Below are 14,886 nucleotides of genomic sequence, written 5' to 3' on the forward strand. Positions count from 1 at the left end.
GCACCTCGGACCACGGGCGTCTCGCCCGTCGCGGAGCATTGGAAGGATACAGCGCTCGCGGGCTCGCTGATGGAAAGCGGTGACAGGCCACCGCAGTCTAAACGGATACTAGTAACATCGAGTCACGATGAGTCGCCTTCTACTTTCGATCTTCGCCCTCCTCGCTCTTGCCGCGGCCGCGTCCGCGCAGACGCTTGGGCCAGCGAAGGGGAATTTGGTGATCGTTGGGGGCGGGGCGATGGGGCTCGAGATTTGGGCGAGATTTATCGAGTTGGCGGGCGGCGTCGATAAGGCGGAGGTGGTGGTTATTCCCACGGCGGGAATGAGTGTTCCGGACGATGGGAAAACGCCGGAGACGAGAACGCCGGATGTATTGAAGCGACTTGGAGTGACGCACGTCACGGTGCTCCACACCACCGACCGCAAGGTCGCCGACTCCGAAGAGTTCGTGGCGCCGCTTAAGACGGCGACGGCGGTTTGGTTCGATGGCGGAAGGCAGTGGCACCTCGCCGACTCCTACCTCGGCACCCGGACTCAGAAGGAGTTCGACGCCCTGCTGGAACGCGGCGGCGTGGTGGGCGGCTCGTCGGCGGGGGCCACCATCCAGGGCGAATACCTTTGGCGCGGCGACACTTCGGGGCCGGAGAAGGGAGAGGGGGACCACACTGTCGGCTTCGCGTTCCTGAAAGGTTCGGCGATCGACCAGCACATCCTGGCCCGGAACCGGCAGTTCGATCTGATCCCTTTCATCGAGAAGCATCCGAACTACCTCGGCATCGGCATCAACGAGGGGACGGCGATCGTGGTGCATGGAGACCAATTCGAGGTGATCGGGGCGAGCTACGTGGCGATTACGGATGCGAGGCAGTGGCAACCCGACGCAAAGTCGCCGAACGATGCCGCGCACAAGGGGAAAATCTACTTCCTCGGTAAAGGGCAGAAGTTCGATCTGGCCAGCCGGAGAATCGTCGCTCCGCGCCGCCAGGGATGATGCGCTTGGCCTAACTTACTAAAGTGCAGGGGGCACTCTTCCTAAGGAAGAAAACGGGATCGTCGCTGTGGCGGAGATCAACAGCTACACTTCTTAACTGTGCGTTTTACCGAGGCCCTAAAGCGGGACTTTCTGATCGGGGACGGGGCCAACGGCACCTGTCTGGCCGAACGTGGATTTCATCGGCAGCCGTACGATTTAGCCAACCTTCAGGCGCCCGATCTTGTCCGCGAAGTGCATCTCGAGTATTTCGACGCCGGCGCGGACTTCGTTGAAACGAACACGTTCCAGGCAAACCGGATCCGTTTGGTCGACCTGACCGTCGATGTCCGCGAGCTGAACCTCGCCGGCGCCCGTTTGGCCCGCGAGGCGGCGGGCGATCGCTTGGTGCTGGGCGCGATTGGACCTTGCGGCAAGCCGATGGAGCCGATCGGGCACATCACCGAGGCCGAGGTCGGCGAAGCGGTCCGCGAGCAGGCGCAGGCGTTGGCGGACGGTGGAGTCGACGGCTTCATCCTTGAAACCTACACCGATATCTGCGAGCTAAAGGTGGCCGTCGAGGCAGTTCAGCAGGTCTCCTCTCTGCCGATCATTGTCAGCAAGGCGTACATCGAAGATGGCGAGATGCTCGCGGAAGGGCTGCCGGTTCGGTGCACGAAGGCGATGGGGGAGTTGGGCGTCGCCGCGGTGGGCGCCAATTGCATCGTCGGACCGCAGAGGATGCTCGACTTGGTGAGGCAGATCGCCGAGTCGACCGAGCTCCCGATCATCGCCTTCCCCACGCCCGGTCTGCCTCAGCTCGTCAAGGGACAGATCGTTTACGACACCTCGCCGGAGTACTTCGCCAAGGCGGCCTCGCGCCTGGTGGAGGAGGGGGCCAAGATCGTCGGGGGGTGCTGCGGCACCACGCCCGCGCACATTCGGGCGTTGCGCCGGGTGCTGGAGTCGGGCCGGATCAAGCCGAAGCCGCGGACGACGGTGGCGGCGGTAACGAAGGAACGCGCCCCGCTGGCGACGACGGAGCCGAGTGAGCTGGCGCAAAAGCTGGGCCGGAAGTTCGTCGTCGCGGTGGAGATGGACGTTCCGCGGGGACTCAATTTGAACCGGCTCCTCGCCGGCGCCCGCTCGCTAAAGATCTCGGGCGCGGACGTGATCAACATCTCGGACGGAGCGCGGGCGCGCCTTCGGATGAACCCGGCGGCGGTTTCGCAAATCATCCAAAGCCAGGTGGGGATCGAGGTCACGATGCATTTCTCGTGCCGGGACCGGAACCTGCTCGCGATACAGAGCGACTTGCTGGGTTGGCACGCGCTCGGTCTGCGAAATATCCTCGCGGTAACCGGCGACCCGGCCAACATCGGCGACTACCCCAGCGCGACGAGCGTGTTCGACATCGATTCGATCGGCCTCTGCCGGATTCTCAATCGCTTTAACGAGGGGATCGACTTGGCCGGCTACTCGGTCGGCGTCAAGTGCGGCTTCACGATCGCATGCGCGTTCAACCCGCGCTCCCTCGATCCGGTGCTCGAGCTCGACCGATTGAAGCGAAAAGTCGACGCGGGAGCGAGCGTGGTGTACACGCAGCCGGTCTTCGACGACGAGAGCGCCGATATCGCGGCCAAAGCGTGCGACGAGCTTGGGGTTCCGTGTTTGGTCGGACTGCTTCCGTTGCGTTCGGGCCGGCATACCGAGTTCATGCACAACGAGGTCCCCGGAATCCGAATCCCGGAGTGGCTTCGGCAACGAATGGCGGACGCCGAGAACGACGTGGACGCGGTCGAGATAGGCCTCGAAGAGGCGCAGCGGCTGGCGGTCCACATCAAATCGGTCGCCAAAGGGATCTATCTGATGCCGCCCTTCGGCAGCCACGCCATCGCCGAACGAGTCATGGCCGCCCTATGACGCCACCGAACCATCGCATCGGCTCTCAGCCGATGTCCTAGCCCTTGGCTTGATACCGTTTAGTTAAGGTGACACGGGCTGGAACCGCCCGCGCCACCGTTGGTGACCGCTTTTGAACAATCGGAATGCGCCCCTGCCATAAACTGCAGCCCGGAACGGGCGACCTCCAAAAGCGAAGGGCGCAGCCCTGGTAACGGAAACACCGACAATGAAGAGCTGAAGGGGCGATCTAATCCCAGACGTACTTCTCGTCGAACTCGATGCCGCTCTCAGCGAAGAACTTTCTCATCTCCTCTTGAAAGGACAGCGTTCGGTGGTGCGCCTCCTGGTTCTGGATGTACGACACGACACCCCCGCAATGGACCGGATCGACAGAGAACGCCGCGTATCCGCTTTGCCAAGCGAAGTCTCTGAGGTACGGCCTTTTCGTCTTAAGCCAACTCGACGAGCTCGTCTTGACATTGCCGATCGTCGAGGCGAGGGTTTTCGTTCGGGAAAGCTGAAATAGGACGTGGATGTGGTCGAGATATCCTCCCACCTGGATGGAAGGCGAACCATCGTTTCGGAGCACGGCGATAAGGTAAGGAAAGAGCTCTTCTTGGACGTCGCTGGTCAGAACCGGCCGACGGTCCTTTGTGCTGAACACGGCGTGGACGAGCACGTTGGCGAGACTCTGTGGCATTTCGCCGATTATATCGACGTCTGGGATTAGACCGCCCTTTCAGGGCTCGGGTTCGCGCGCAACTGTAACCAGGGCTGCGCCCTTTGCTTTAGGAGGTCGCCCGTTCCGGGCTGCAAGTCATTGGCATCGACCAATTGGGTTTACATCCACCATGTTTGGTGGTCCCGTAGCCCGGGGATAATGGTCACTGACAAATTAGGTTTACGTTTCCCTTATCTGGTTTCGCCCGTAGCCCGTGGCTTTAGCCGCGGTTCAAGGTTCTACCGGGGATAAATCCCTGGGCTACGGGTGAACCTTTGTTGTCAACTTATTTGGTTGATGACCGTTATCGCCGGGTTGCGAGAACTTGTAGTGTTCATCGGCTGGGAGCCGATGCTACGTGAGGCTAGATGAGGGTGGCCATTGGTGCTTCTTCGCGGGTGGGCACGAACTTTTCGGGCGTTGCGGTCTCGGGCATTTCGATGTTGCGGAAGCGGCGGTCGAGGAGGCCGAGGAGGCAGGAGAGGGACATGCCTGAGCCCATCAGCATGAACGCGATTTCGACTCCGGTTCGGGCTACGATCAGGCCCGCCAAACCCATGCTGATCGGCATGACGCCCACTGAGATCATCTCGCGTACCGCATTGACTCGTCCCCGATAGGCGTCGGGAACGGAGAGCTGGACGTAGGTCGTGATCGGGACGTCGGCGATCGGGATGGCCAGCCCGGCGATTACGTTCCACAGGATGAACAGTGAAACGTAGGGGCTGAACCCCATCAACCCGACGGTGACTCCCACGAGCGCCAAACCGATGCAGAATCCGCGGGCCGGGTACCGGGGTTTGAGCCGGCCGGCGTAGCTTCCCGACGCGACCATACCGGCGACGAACGCGAACTCGAACCAGGCGATCGTCTGCGGCTTACCGCCGAACCACTTATCGTTCGCCGCCAAGTAGACCACAAAGAACGGGGCGACCGACAGCCGGAAGACCGCGAGCAGGATGGTCAACACTACCAAGTCGTGCCGCGAGCGCAGGTATCCGACTCCGTTCTTAAGGTCCTGCCAAACATGCGTTTCATGCGCGTCCTTTCGATTGGGCATCACTCTCGGTAGGCGTCCGATGAAGTAGGCGGAGACGAAGAACGAGACGGAGTTCAGACCGACCGTCGTGAGATAGAACAAGCTGGGCGAGAGCGCGAAGAGGAGGCTCAGCACCCCGGCGGTGAGGCCGAGACTGATGAGCTGCATCAGGTTCTGCGTGGTCATGCTCAGGGCGTTCGCGCTCGTCAATTGGGCGGCCGGTACCAGCGACGGAATTGCGGCGCTCTTGGCCGGCATGAAGAAAACCCGGAACGACGACAGGAAGAACGGGACCATCAACAAAGTCGGGACCGCCGGTTTACCGAGCACTGCGATGGAGGCGCTAAAGAGGACCAGCGCGCCGCCGCTTACGACGTCTGAGACCAGCATGATCTTCCGCCGGTCGATCCGGTCGGCGAGCACGCCGGCGTAGGGGCCGAACAGCAGAAACGGCAACGTCTCGAGCGCGCCCACCGCGCCGACCATCGCGTCGGACCCGGTGACCTTCTTCACCATGAACATGAAGGCCACGAAATAGAACGCGTCGCCCATCTGCGAGATCGCCTGGCCAAGCCAGAGATCGCGGAAGGCGCGAACGCGCAAAACATCGGGATACGGAATACGCACGGTTAAAAAACTCCTTCAGAGGTCGGGACGGGTGGCGAGTCGTGGCCACCAGAGTCTCAACGAGCGGCGGTGGCGGCCGCTAAAGAAGGAGCGCGTGCTTCATGAAGTACAAAGTATGACACAAAAAAGCCCCTGCCACCGGGAGGGGTCCGGGGAGGGGCGGGTTTAGGGTTGAGGGTCGGTTGTCTTTGCCTAGGCCGTCTTAGCCATGGCGCGCTGGAGATCTTCCAGGGCGCGGGCGGCGACTACGCTTCCGGCGGTTCGCTGGTCCATTAACCAGCGGAGGGCAACCTCATCTCCGAGCCGGGCCTTGGCCACGGCGCGGGTGATAGCCGCGCAGTTCACTGCGCTATTCGGCATCGGTCGCTCCATTAAGGTATTCATTTCTCTTCAGTCTCCTTCTCTCGTATCGAACGGGTTATTCCGTTTTGGGTCGTGTTCGTCTAGGCGGCGATCGGTTCGGCGAGGGCGACGGTGATCTCGCGCTCGAGCCGGTGGCCGACGAATTCGCTGAGGTGGACGCGCTGAACGCTCGGTCGGCTGCTGAGCCGCATCAGATACGCGCCCAGTTCCGCCGCCTCATCGGCGGTTAGGAAAACGCCGATATCGTTCAGGCTTCGGTTGGTCTCGTAGTCCATGATTCGCATTGCTTTTCTCTCTCTGCGATAACGTGTACCGTATTCAGATGTTCTGAGGTTCCACTAAATTTTATTTTTAGGTCCACCGGCTCAAAATAAATAAATCAAGGGCTGGCTACATAAAATGTAGCCAGCCCTTGGTCCCGCACCGTAGAGTTCAGCGCCGGATTTGTGCTAAGACACTGTTGAAACGGCTAGCTTTTGCCGCCGTTTCTCCCGTTTTCCTTTTTCGCAAAACGGAACCGGTTTGGTTCCATCTTCCGCATTCGTGCGCCAGAACGCCGCGTCCCGTCAAAAGTTCAGTGGGCTCTATGACGCCGCTATCGAATCCGCCAGACCGTCTTTAGCCAGCGCCGCTGGATCGAGCGACTCTGTTTGTGCCAGAAGCTCATGTAGCCGAACGGGTGCCGGTCGGCGTATCGGTCGAACTTCTCCAGGTAGGCAAGCTGCCGCCAGTAGACGAGGAACTTGGAGTAGAGGTGAGCGTGGAAGATGTACGGCTCGACGTACTGAAGGTCGTAGCGGCGGCAGAGGTAGCGGCATTCGGCGCGGCGGACGTCCATTCGAAGGCGGCCGACGAGGCCGACGGCGGAGTTGTGGAAGTTCTCGGTGTCCGGCGCCACTCGACCGATGCCGGTTTTGGCGATGGCAAGCCCGATGCACGGCTCGTCGGCGATGACCCCTTTGCTGTGGCGGTTCGCGTTCCGACGCCACCCGATCTCGTCGTAACGTTCGCCGATGGCGCGGGCCTCTTGAATGAGGCGGGCGGTTTCGGGAGTCCGCTCGTAGTAGAGAAGGCCGCCGTTGAACTTGGGAAGCGAGGAAACATGCTCCGCCGCGAGGACCTCGCGCACATCCTTGTCGTACCACTCCCCATCCGTAGCCTGGATTCCCTGCACCCCAAAGGAAGCTCCCTCGAATGCATCGAAAATCGGATCGAGCCGCTTGAAGACGAGCGAATCGCCGTCGATGAACAGGATTTTCTGGGCGTCGGTCACTTCGAGGGCATAAAGCTTCGCCCAAAAGGTTTCCTCGCGCGCCACCGATTTGTGGATGACTAGGTCGAAGTGGCGTCCCCAGTCGAAGCCGTCGATATCCGTCAGGATCGCTCTCGGCGTGGTGTCACCGATCAGCGATAGGGATCGCCCAAGCCCCATCGCCATCTCGCCAAACCGGCGAGCCCCAAAGGCCAGGGTAAAGACGAGCCGATCGGACACGAAAGCTAGGTTACTTGGTCGGCCAGCTTCTTCGGAGCGATCAAGAGGTACGCCTGACGCACGATGTCGCCGACCTCGTCCCAGTCGACCGGCACGTCCAGGTAGACGCCTAGCCATCCTCGCACTCCGACGTAGGGTGGCTTGAAGAACTTCGCGGGCTCCGCCGCGATCATCGCCTGCTGCATCTCCGGCGTACACGCGCACCAGAAGGCCAGCCGGTCGTCGTGGTGATGGTCGGCGAACATGACGAAGCTCTTCTTGACGAACCAGGTCGGCTCGCCGTGGCTCAGCTTCTCGGTCACCCCCGGCAGCGCCAAGCAAAGCGCCCGGATTCTTTCGACTTCGTTGGGCATGCGTGATCTTATCGTAATTAATCCGGAGCCCCCTCTCCCTCCTCCAGATGTTTGTGCTGGACGAGGGAGAGGGGGTTGGGGGTGAGGGAGAGTCTGGCGTACCTTCGGTACACCAGGTCACATGGGCGGGCCGCCATGATACACACGGGCAGGCTGCCCGTGCCACTTAGGGGGCGTCGGCGGTGAAGACGTAGCGGCCGGCTGGGACGTGGTAGACGCCTTCGGCGACGGATGTTGCCCAGGCGGAGCCGGTGACGACGCGGACGCTTTTGGCGTCGCTCGACGGCACGTAGATATCGGCGGTGCAGTTGGGCGGGACAAGCACCTCGTACGTGATCTGCTTACCTCGAACCTTCCAGTGACTCTCGATCATCCCGCGGACGGAGGCGAAGGTGGCATCCACCCACTTGATGTCGCCGACGACGGCGGGATGGAAGACGATGTGCCGGAACCCGGGGCCGACTTCCGAAGGGGCGATGCCGGCGAGGTCGTGATAGAACCACTCGTTAATCTGGCCGAGCATAAAGTGGTTCTGCGAGGAGCTCCGCCCGGCATCCCACGCCTCAGTGAGACTGGTGGCCCCCATCTTGAGCTGGTAGCCGTAGCCGGGGTGCTCGTCTCCCTTGTTCATGTCGAACACGACGTCCGAACGATCGCCGTCGGCCAGGGCGCGGAGCAGGTAGCGGTATCCCACGTCTCCCGCCGTGAGGGCGTCGCCGTGGTCGCGCACGTCGGCCACTATTTTGCCGAGGACGGAGCTTCGGTTTTCTCGTTCCGCTAGACCCATGACCAGCGGAATCGCATTGGCAGTTTGGGAACCGGTCGCGTAGTAACCCTTCGTCGGATCGTAGAACTCACGGTTAAAGGCGCTTCGAATCTCCGCGGCTTGCCGCTCTAATCGGACTGCGTCGTCGGCGAGCTCGAGGCGGCGAGCCACTTGGGCGAGGATTACGGTGTCTTGATAGAAAAAGGCGGTGGCGGTCAATGGAATCGGCGTGAGCTGGGCGTACCCGGGAGCGCCGGGGCCGAGGTCGTACCAATCCCCGAGACCGTGGGAGACGATGCCGTTCTTCGATTTGCCTTGCAGATACGCCACGTACCGTTTCATCCCGTCGTAGTGGCGTCGAAGCAATCCAATGTCACCGGTCCAAAGGTATTGCTGCCAGGGCACGAGCACGTACGCGCTCCCCCATTCCGGAGAGTCGCGGAAACCGCCTTGGAACACCGTGTACTCGGGAGCGATGTCCGGGATGAGGCCGCTCGCGAGCTGGCTGTCTGCCATGTCCGACATTCCCTTCTCGAAGAGGCGGGCGAGGTCGAATTCGTAGCGAAGCGCGGGGCCGTTTAGGTGGTACTGCTCCAGCCAGCCGAGCCGCTCCCGATGGGGGCAGTCGGTGAGAACGCTCACCATATTGCTCCGCTGCGCCCACCGCACCAGCGTGTGGATCCGGTTGAAGAGCTGGTTCGAGCAGTCGAAGGTGCCAACTGCGGGCGAGGCGGAATGGACGACGACCGCTTCGACGGTTTGGACCGTAGGAAGATCTCCGTTGTCCGCGGCGATTCGCTCCACCTGCAGGTACCGGCAACCGTGGTAGAAGAAGTGAGGGAAGTAGCTTTCCTTGCCCTTCCCGGCGAGGGTGTATTGCCAGTAAGCCTGTCCTCCGCCGACCGAGCTTCGGTCGACGGTTCCGTCTTCTTTCACAAGCTCCGCGGGGGTGATCCGGACGATGCTCCCCGCCGGTCCGGAGGCGACCAGAAACGGCATGAGTGAGGCATTCTGCCCCATGTCGTATACGTCGGTCGTCGAGGAAATCTCTTTCGAGCTCTTCGGCTTGAGGAGATCGAACGCATTGATCGGCGGGGCGGCCCGGTTGGAGCCGTGCAACTCTCCGCCCGGTCCTTTGATGATTCGGACCGGCTCCCAGTCACCGACGCCGACGCGTCGGCCATCGTAATCTTCGCCGCCATAGACGCTGGAAAATGTGATGGGACCAGGTCGGCATTGCCAAGTCTCGTCGGTTCCGACGAGGTCGGTGGTTCCGTCCGCATATTCCAGGCGGATCTGTCCAATCGCGCAGAGCGGACCGAACGAGCCGGTGAATTTTGTGTATCTTCCACCGTGTACCCGGTACATACCGTTACCCAGGAGGAGGTTGGCGATGTTGTCACCACGCCGAAGTTGGCGGGTGATATCGCGGGTGTCGTACAAACAGGTCTTTCGGTAGTTGGTCCAGCCCGGCGAGAAAGCCTCTTCGCCTACTTTGTCGCCATTGATCGCAAGCTCGTATTGGCCGAGGCCGCAGACATGGGCGAGGGCTCGGCGCAGGCCGGGACGAACTTTGAAAACCTTCTGCAGCTCCAGGGTCTCCTTTTCCGCGCCGGCGGCGGCAATCCATTTTGCCTCCCAATCGGCGGGCGAGAGCACGCCCATCGTCCATGTGGCGGGCGGGCTCCAAGGAGACGCTTTGCCGTGTTCGTCCCAAACGCGAACGCTCCAAGAGACGCGCTCCGAGGAGGACAGGGCCCTTCCGCCGTATTCCAGATTTATGGTCTCACCGGACGTCACCTGAAGGCTGTCCCAGAGGTCCGGCTTGGAAAGTTTTAGCGGCGTCGTTGCCACACGCACTTGATATGCCGTCTGCTTCGCCCCGTACCCGGCGGCTTCCAACTCCCAACTCAACCGCGGCCGCGTAGCGTCGATTCCCAGCGGATCGATCTGGTATTCGCACTTCAGGTGGATTGGAGTTATGGCAACGGCTCCCAGTGCAAGGAGCGAAAGCAAAGTCACGCCTAAAACTATGGCTCAAACGTAGCAAAGGCTCCCAGCCTGTGAACCTTGGAACCGCGATCAACCCATGTCCGGACAGACGTGCTACGTTGACAGGCCGTCGAAGACGAGGCCAAGCTTTTTCACCAGGCTCGCCGCTTCTTTCGCCAACCGGCCCGACTCACGGGGTTTGAGGGGGCGGATCGGGTCGATGGCGATCGAAGCTTTTTTCCCCTTGCGAATGAGTCGCCAGGTGGCGCAGGCGATTCCGTCGGAGAGGACGACGGCTTCCACTTGGCCGGCGATACGGAACACGTGCCGGTGGTGCTTCTCCGGGAGAAACAGAGTTTTGTCGCGGTGCGCCAGGATGAGCGGGTCGAACTTTGCGAGGAGCTTCACCCCCAGCGAGCCTTCCGGGATCGCGTCGAGCTGGCCGGGAAGGGCGAGGCGCTCTCCCTTCATTCCCTCGACCGTCAGCCGTTCGAGATCGCCCGCCTCGTTCAGCGCCAGCTTCGATTCGGCGGCGGAGAGTCCGGACCAGCGGTAGAAATCGGACAAGGTTGCCGGACCGAACGCCTCGAGGTATCGGCGCAGGAGGCCGCCCAGGTTTCGCGGCGCCTCGCCCGGTTCGAGCAAGGCGAAACATTGCTCGCTCCCCCGGCCGACGATGCAGACGCGGCGTTTGAGGGCCAGCCCCATCACGTCCAAGCCCCAGCCGATGCCGGGCAGACCGCGAAAGATGGGGACGTGGTCGTGGAGCTGCTCGCGCGAAAGAGGACCGTTGCTCAACGCGGCGATCATTTCGGCCTCCAGACGATCGACTTCGAGGCCATGGTAGTCGCGCGCCCACTTGAGGTAGCGACGGTAAGCATGGTCGCCCATCGTGCCAAGGATCAAGCGGTGATCCTCCGGAAGGTGAGCGTGCAAGGTGTTCCGCACGCTCCAGCTCTTTACGAGGCTTCCGCCAACCGAGAGCGCATCGTCTTCCCACCCCGGCCGCCCCTTTCGCAGCCGGGCCGCGACCGCGACCGGAAGGGAAGCGGCGTACTGCGTCTGCACCGCGACCATGGCCCGAACCGCTTCCAGAGGCTGGGCGAACGCAACGATCAGCCCTTGTTGCCCCAGGATCAGGCGCCGCGCTTGGTCTTGGGTGATGATCATGTTGATTCACGCGTAGACTTCGATCCGAGGGGTCTGCTATCTCTAGCGAGTCTGCAATAGTCGTTGCTGACCAAGTCTTACCGTTGCCAACTAACGATTGCCACGACGAAACCCCTCGATGATCGCGGGTCCTATGAAGTATGCGAGGGCGATGAACCCGATGAGCATGACCAGCGCGCCTCCGTAGACCAGGTTAGCGGCACGGGGATCGCAATCCGGGTCGAACTTCGAGTCAAGAAACACCCGCTTTAGTCTCTTCTTGACGTCCGAGCCGCTTAAAGCCTGTTTCATGGCGAGGGTGTACCCAGCAACCATCATAAGTAATCCAAGCAAAGTCGGTACCCCGACCGTTGCCAGGAAGATGGCGTCTGCAGTGGACTTCACGATCAGCTTGAAAGGTACCTGCAGTCGATGATCGTGATGGCTGACAAAAAGGCGTGGAAGCCACCGCTTTCTACATGGGCCGCCGGTTCGCTACAGGTACGGGTCTTCCTTAGCTTCGCGGCCTCGCTCGCGGTCTCGGCGGTAACGATCGATCACCGCGAGCGCGTCGCGGGCGGCATCCTGCTCGGCTTCCTTCTTACTTCGCCCCGAGCCCTCGCCGATCACTTCCTCGTCGAAGATCACCTGCACGTGGAAGCGGCGCTCGTGGGCGAAGCCGCTCTCTTTGGCGACACGGTACGAGGGGGATTTGCGCCAGATCGCCTGGGCGACTTCCTGCAGCTTAGATTTGAAGTCGTCCGGCGAGACGTCGCCGCCGCTGATCCGCATGATGTACGGGTGAAGCTGCTCCAAGACGAACCAGCGGGCGACTTCGAGACCGGACTCCAGATAGATCCCGCCGATGATTGCCTCGACGGTGTCGGCGAGGATTGACGGGCGCATTCGACCCCCGGTCGCTTCCTCGCTCGGGCTGAGCTCGATGAATTCTTGGAGACCGAGTTTGAGGGCGACGTCGGCGAGCGGCTCCTCTTTGACCACGCTCGACTTTGCCTTCGAAAGCATTCCCTGGTCCCAGGTCGGGTGGTGCTCGTAGAGATACTGCGCCACCACCAGCCCCAACACGGAGTCGCCAAAAAACTCGAGGCGCTCGTAGCTGTCCGCCACCGGATTAGTCGGGGCGGCGCTTCGATGGCGCATCGCGAGCTTGAAGATCTCTTCGTTGCGGAGGGGGATCTGCTTTGGAATCATGCGGTGCGGCGACCGAGGGCCTCCGCAATACGCGCGACACCTCGCTCGATATCTTTTCGGCTTGTCGCGTAGCTCAATCGGATGTGCCCGTTCCCCTCAAACACGGATCCTGGAACAACGGCGACCTTTGCCTCTGTGAGCAAGTACGAAGCAAGGTCGTCATCCGTCGCAAGATCGTTGCCCAAGTATGCGGAAACGTCCGGGAAAACGTAAAAGGCGCCCTGCGGCTCCGGCACCTTGATGCCGGGAATCTGCCGGAGAAGCCCGACGATGAGATCACGGCGCGATTCGAATTCGGCGCGCATCCCCTCCACCGCTTCGTTCGGCAAGTTGTAAGCCTCAATTGCCCCTTTCTGGGCGAAAGTGGTCGGACCGCTTGTGACCTGGTCCTGGAGATTGCTCATCGCTTTCGCGACCGGAAGCGGCGCCGCGGCGTACCCGATACGCCAACCGGTCATCGAATAGGTCTTGCTGCAGCCGTTGATGGTGATCGTCTGCTCGAATACGTCGTTGCCAAGTGAGCCGATCGAGGGAGCGGTTGCCCCACCGTAGACCAAGCGCTCGTAAATCTCGTCGGCGACGATCCAGAGACCGTGCCGCAACGCCAAGGTAGCGATCTCCTTGAGGGTTTGCCGAGGGAGAACCGCGCCGCTTGGGTTGCTGGGCGAGTTCACAACGATCGCTTTGGTTCGAGGCGTAACGGCGGCCTTTAGCTGATCGTAAGTCGGAACGAAATTCGCGTCGCCGGTGGTGTGAATGACTACCGGAACCCCACCGGCGAGTCGGATTTGGTCGGCGTAAGTCATCCAGTACGGAGCGATGAGAATGACCTCGTCCCCCGCGTCCAGCAACACCTGCATGGTGTTGTACACCGAGTGCTTGGCACCGCAACTTGTCACGATCTGATCCGGCGTGTAGCTAAGGCCGTTCTCTCGCAGCAACTTGGCGGCGATCGCCTCCCGAAGCTCTTTGATGCCGGCGCTGGGGGTGTATTTAGTGAATCCCTTTTCGAGCGCGTCGATCGCCGCTCGGACGATCGGTTCTGGGGTCGGGAAATCGGGCTCGCCGGCGCCGAATCCGATGACATCGATCCCCTCCGCTTTCATCGCGTTGGCCTTGGCCGTGATGCCGAGAGTAGGGGAGGGCTTGAGGAGCCCCGCGCGCGAAGAGAGGCTGAGGGTGTTCACCAGGTAAACGAGTCTACCCGTGGGCGGTACATTGACCCGGTGACCCCGCAGAATGGAGCGCGACACCGCCCCGGCCGGACCCTGATCGTCCTGGCCTGCGTCGTCGTGCTGCTATTCCTCGTGCACGTTGGGATCGGAACGCACGAGTGGTACACGCCTTGGAAAATCCTGGGCGAAATCTTCCGTGGCCCGGGGGGCGAGGAAGCCAGTGTGGTGGTGTGGCAGAACCGCCTTCCGCGAGCCTGTATGTGCTTCTTCGTTGGCGCGATTTTGGGTGTGGTTGGGTCCGCCTTTCAGGCACAGTTTCGTAATCCTTTGGCCGATCCGTTCATCGTCGGTGTCTCTTCAGGATCGGCGATCGGGGGAGTGGTCGCCCTTCTGGTGGGAATTGGCGCTTGGATGGGCGGATTGGGTACCGCGCTGTTCGGGTTCGTCGGAGGAATGCTCTCCTTGGCGCTCGTATTGGCGTTGGCGCGCCGACGGGGAGTGATCGACGTGACAAGCCTCCTTCTCGCCGGCGTGGTGCTGGGATCGTTCTTGTCCTCGGTGCTGACCCTTACGCTATTGCTCGCGGGAAAGGATACGAATCGGGTGCTCACCTGGCTGTCGGGGAGCTTGAGCGAATCGTTTTGGAGCAAGGTCTATCTGTTGGCCGCCGCGTTTGCGGCGGGCACCGTGATCCTGGTTCGTCAGAGCCGTTTGCTGAACGCGCTTGCGCTGGGAGAAGAAGAAGCCGCTCGCCTGGGCGTCGACCCGGTTCGTCTCCGGAACATCGTGCTGACGACCGGCACCGCGATGACGGCGGCCGCTGTGGGATCGGTCGGGATTATCGGATTCGTGGGTCTGGTATCCGCCCACATTTCCCGCCGATTGATCGGCGTCGACTGGCGGTGGTCCCTCACCGGCGCCGGATTAGTAGGGGCGGGACTCCTTCTGGCTTCGGACCTGATCGCGCAACGGGCCCTGAGCGTACTCACCCAAACAATCGGCTTCGACGTCCCCGTCGGCATCGTCACCGCCATCCTAGGCGCCCCGGTGCTGCTGGTCTTACTGCGGCGGAAGCCGTAGCATCGGCTCCCAGCCGATGACCGTTCCCTCGCATTCCATGCG

The 14,886-nt window shown here is 61.7% G+C and carries 14 protein-coding genes; 3 read left to right on the forward strand and 11 right to left on the reverse strand.

Annotated elements, in window-relative coordinates:
- The first annotated feature begins 127 nt into the window (after positions 1 to 127).
- Positions 128 to 991: a cyanophycinase gene (locus OP10G_RS10545; RefSeq protein ID WP_025225927.1), complete on the forward strand. Its 864-nt coding sequence runs from the start codon at positions 128 to 130 to the stop codon at positions 989 to 991.
- A gap of 99 nt (positions 992 to 1,090) precedes the next feature.
- The gene (locus OP10G_RS10550; protein WP_025225926.1) at positions 1,091 to 2,893 is read left to right on the forward strand and encodes a bifunctional homocysteine S-methyltransferase/methylenetetrahydrofolate reductase; all 1,803 of its coding nucleotides are present in this window, start codon (positions 1,091 to 1,093) and stop codon (positions 2,891 to 2,893) included.
- A 229-nt stretch (positions 2,894 to 3,122) separates the two neighbouring features.
- Here the strand turns inward: OP10G_RS10550 and OP10G_RS10555 are convergent, their stop codons facing one another.
- From OP10G_RS10555 to OP10G_RS10605, 11 genes are all read right to left on the reverse strand, one after another.
- Complete coding sequence (locus tag OP10G_RS10555; RefSeq protein ID WP_025225925.1) at positions 3,123 to 3,575, reverse strand: transposase; 453 nt, start codon at positions 3,573 to 3,575, stop codon at positions 3,123 to 3,125.
- A 385-nt stretch (positions 3,576 to 3,960) separates the two neighbouring features.
- A complete protein-coding gene (locus OP10G_RS10560; protein WP_025225924.1) occupies positions 3,961 to 5,238 on the reverse strand; it encodes an MFS transporter in 1,278 nt (425 codons plus the stop codon).
- A 216-nt stretch (positions 5,239 to 5,454) separates the two neighbouring features.
- Positions 5,455 to 5,646 carry a hypothetical protein gene (locus OP10G_RS10565; protein WP_144241096.1) on the reverse strand — a complete coding sequence of 64 codons (192 nt, stop codon included), beginning with the start codon at positions 5,644 to 5,646 and terminating at the stop codon, positions 5,455 to 5,457.
- Between the two features lie 59 nt (positions 5,647 to 5,705).
- Complete coding sequence (locus tag OP10G_RS10570) at positions 5,706 to 5,909, reverse strand: hypothetical protein (protein WP_025225922.1); 204 nt, start codon at positions 5,907 to 5,909, stop codon at positions 5,706 to 5,708.
- Positions 5,910 to 6,220: 311 nt separating this feature from the next.
- Positions 6,221 to 7,117, reverse strand: coding sequence for a glycosyltransferase family protein (locus OP10G_RS10575; protein WP_025225921.1), 897 nt, complete (start codon positions 7,115 to 7,117; stop codon positions 6,221 to 6,223).
- 5 nt (positions 7,118 to 7,122) lie between these two features.
- Positions 7,123 to 7,470, reverse strand: a complete 348-nt coding sequence (locus tag OP10G_RS10580) for an MmcQ/YjbR family DNA-binding protein (protein WP_025225920.1) — start codon at positions 7,468 to 7,470, stop codon at positions 7,123 to 7,125.
- 166 nt (positions 7,471 to 7,636) lie between these two features.
- Positions 7,637 to 10,258, reverse strand: a complete 2,622-nt coding sequence (locus OP10G_RS10585) for an alpha-L-rhamnosidase (RefSeq protein WP_025225919.1) — start codon at positions 10,256 to 10,258, stop codon at positions 7,637 to 7,639.
- 84 nt (positions 10,259 to 10,342) lie between these two features.
- Positions 10,343 to 11,398: a winged helix DNA-binding domain-containing protein gene (locus OP10G_RS10590; RefSeq protein WP_025225918.1), complete on the reverse strand. Its 1,056-nt coding sequence runs from the start codon at positions 11,396 to 11,398 to the stop codon at positions 10,343 to 10,345.
- Between the two features lie 90 nt (positions 11,399 to 11,488).
- Complete coding sequence (locus tag OP10G_RS10595) at positions 11,489 to 11,782, reverse strand: hypothetical protein (RefSeq protein ID WP_025225917.1); 294 nt, start codon at positions 11,780 to 11,782, stop codon at positions 11,489 to 11,491.
- Positions 11,783 to 11,872: 90 nt separating this feature from the next.
- Positions 11,873 to 12,589 carry a ribonuclease III gene (gene rnc, locus OP10G_RS10600; protein WP_025225916.1) on the reverse strand — a complete coding sequence of 239 codons (717 nt, stop codon included), beginning with the start codon at positions 12,587 to 12,589 and terminating at the stop codon, positions 11,873 to 11,875.
- A complete protein-coding gene (locus tag OP10G_RS10605) occupies positions 12,586 to 13,776 on the reverse strand; it encodes a pyridoxal phosphate-dependent aminotransferase (protein WP_025225915.1) in 1,191 nt (396 codons plus the stop codon). Before OP10G_RS10605 ends, rnc begins: the two co-directional genes overlap by 4 nt.
- A 39-nt stretch (positions 13,777 to 13,815) precedes the next feature.
- Here OP10G_RS10605 and OP10G_RS10610 point away from each other — a divergent pair, with 39 nt between their 5' ends.
- On the forward strand, positions 13,816 to 14,844 hold the full coding sequence (locus OP10G_RS10610; protein WP_025225914.1) for a FecCD family ABC transporter permease: 1,029 nt from the start codon (positions 13,816 to 13,818) through the stop codon (positions 14,842 to 14,844).
- Positions 14,845 to 14,886 lie beyond the last annotated feature (42 nt).

This window comes from Fimbriimonas ginsengisoli Gsoil 348, assembly GCF_000724625.1.
Lineage (GTDB): Bacteria > Armatimonadota > Fimbriimonadia > Fimbriimonadales > Fimbriimonadaceae > Fimbriimonas > Fimbriimonas ginsengisoli.

Bases quoted from the DNA above. Each gene is read 5' to 3' on its own strand.
- OP10G_RS10545 (WP_025225927.1), top strand. From the start codon at position 128: ATGAGTCGCCTTCTACTTTCGATCTTCGCCCTCCTCGCTCTTGCCGCG.
- OP10G_RS10555 (WP_025225925.1), bottom strand. From the start codon at position 3,575: ATGCCACAGAGTCTCGCCAACGTGCTCGTCCACGCCGTGTTCAGCACA.
- OP10G_RS10565 (WP_144241096.1), bottom strand. From the start codon at position 5,646: ATGAATACCTTAATGGAGCGACCGATGCCGAATAGCGCAGTGAACTGC.
- OP10G_RS10570 (WP_025225922.1), bottom strand. From the start codon at position 5,909: ATGCGAATCATGGACTACGAGACCAACCGAAGCCTGAACGATATCGGC.
- OP10G_RS10580 (WP_025225920.1), bottom strand. From the start codon at position 7,470: ATGCCCAACGAAGTCGAAAGAATCCGGGCGCTTTGCTTGGCGCTGCCG.
- OP10G_RS10590 (WP_025225918.1), bottom strand. From the start codon at position 11,398: ATGATCATCACCCAAGACCAAGCGCGGCGCCTGATCCTGGGGCAACAA.
- rnc (WP_025225916.1), bottom strand. From the start codon at position 12,589: ATGATTCCAAAGCAGATCCCCCTCCGCAACGAAGAGATCTTCAAGCTC.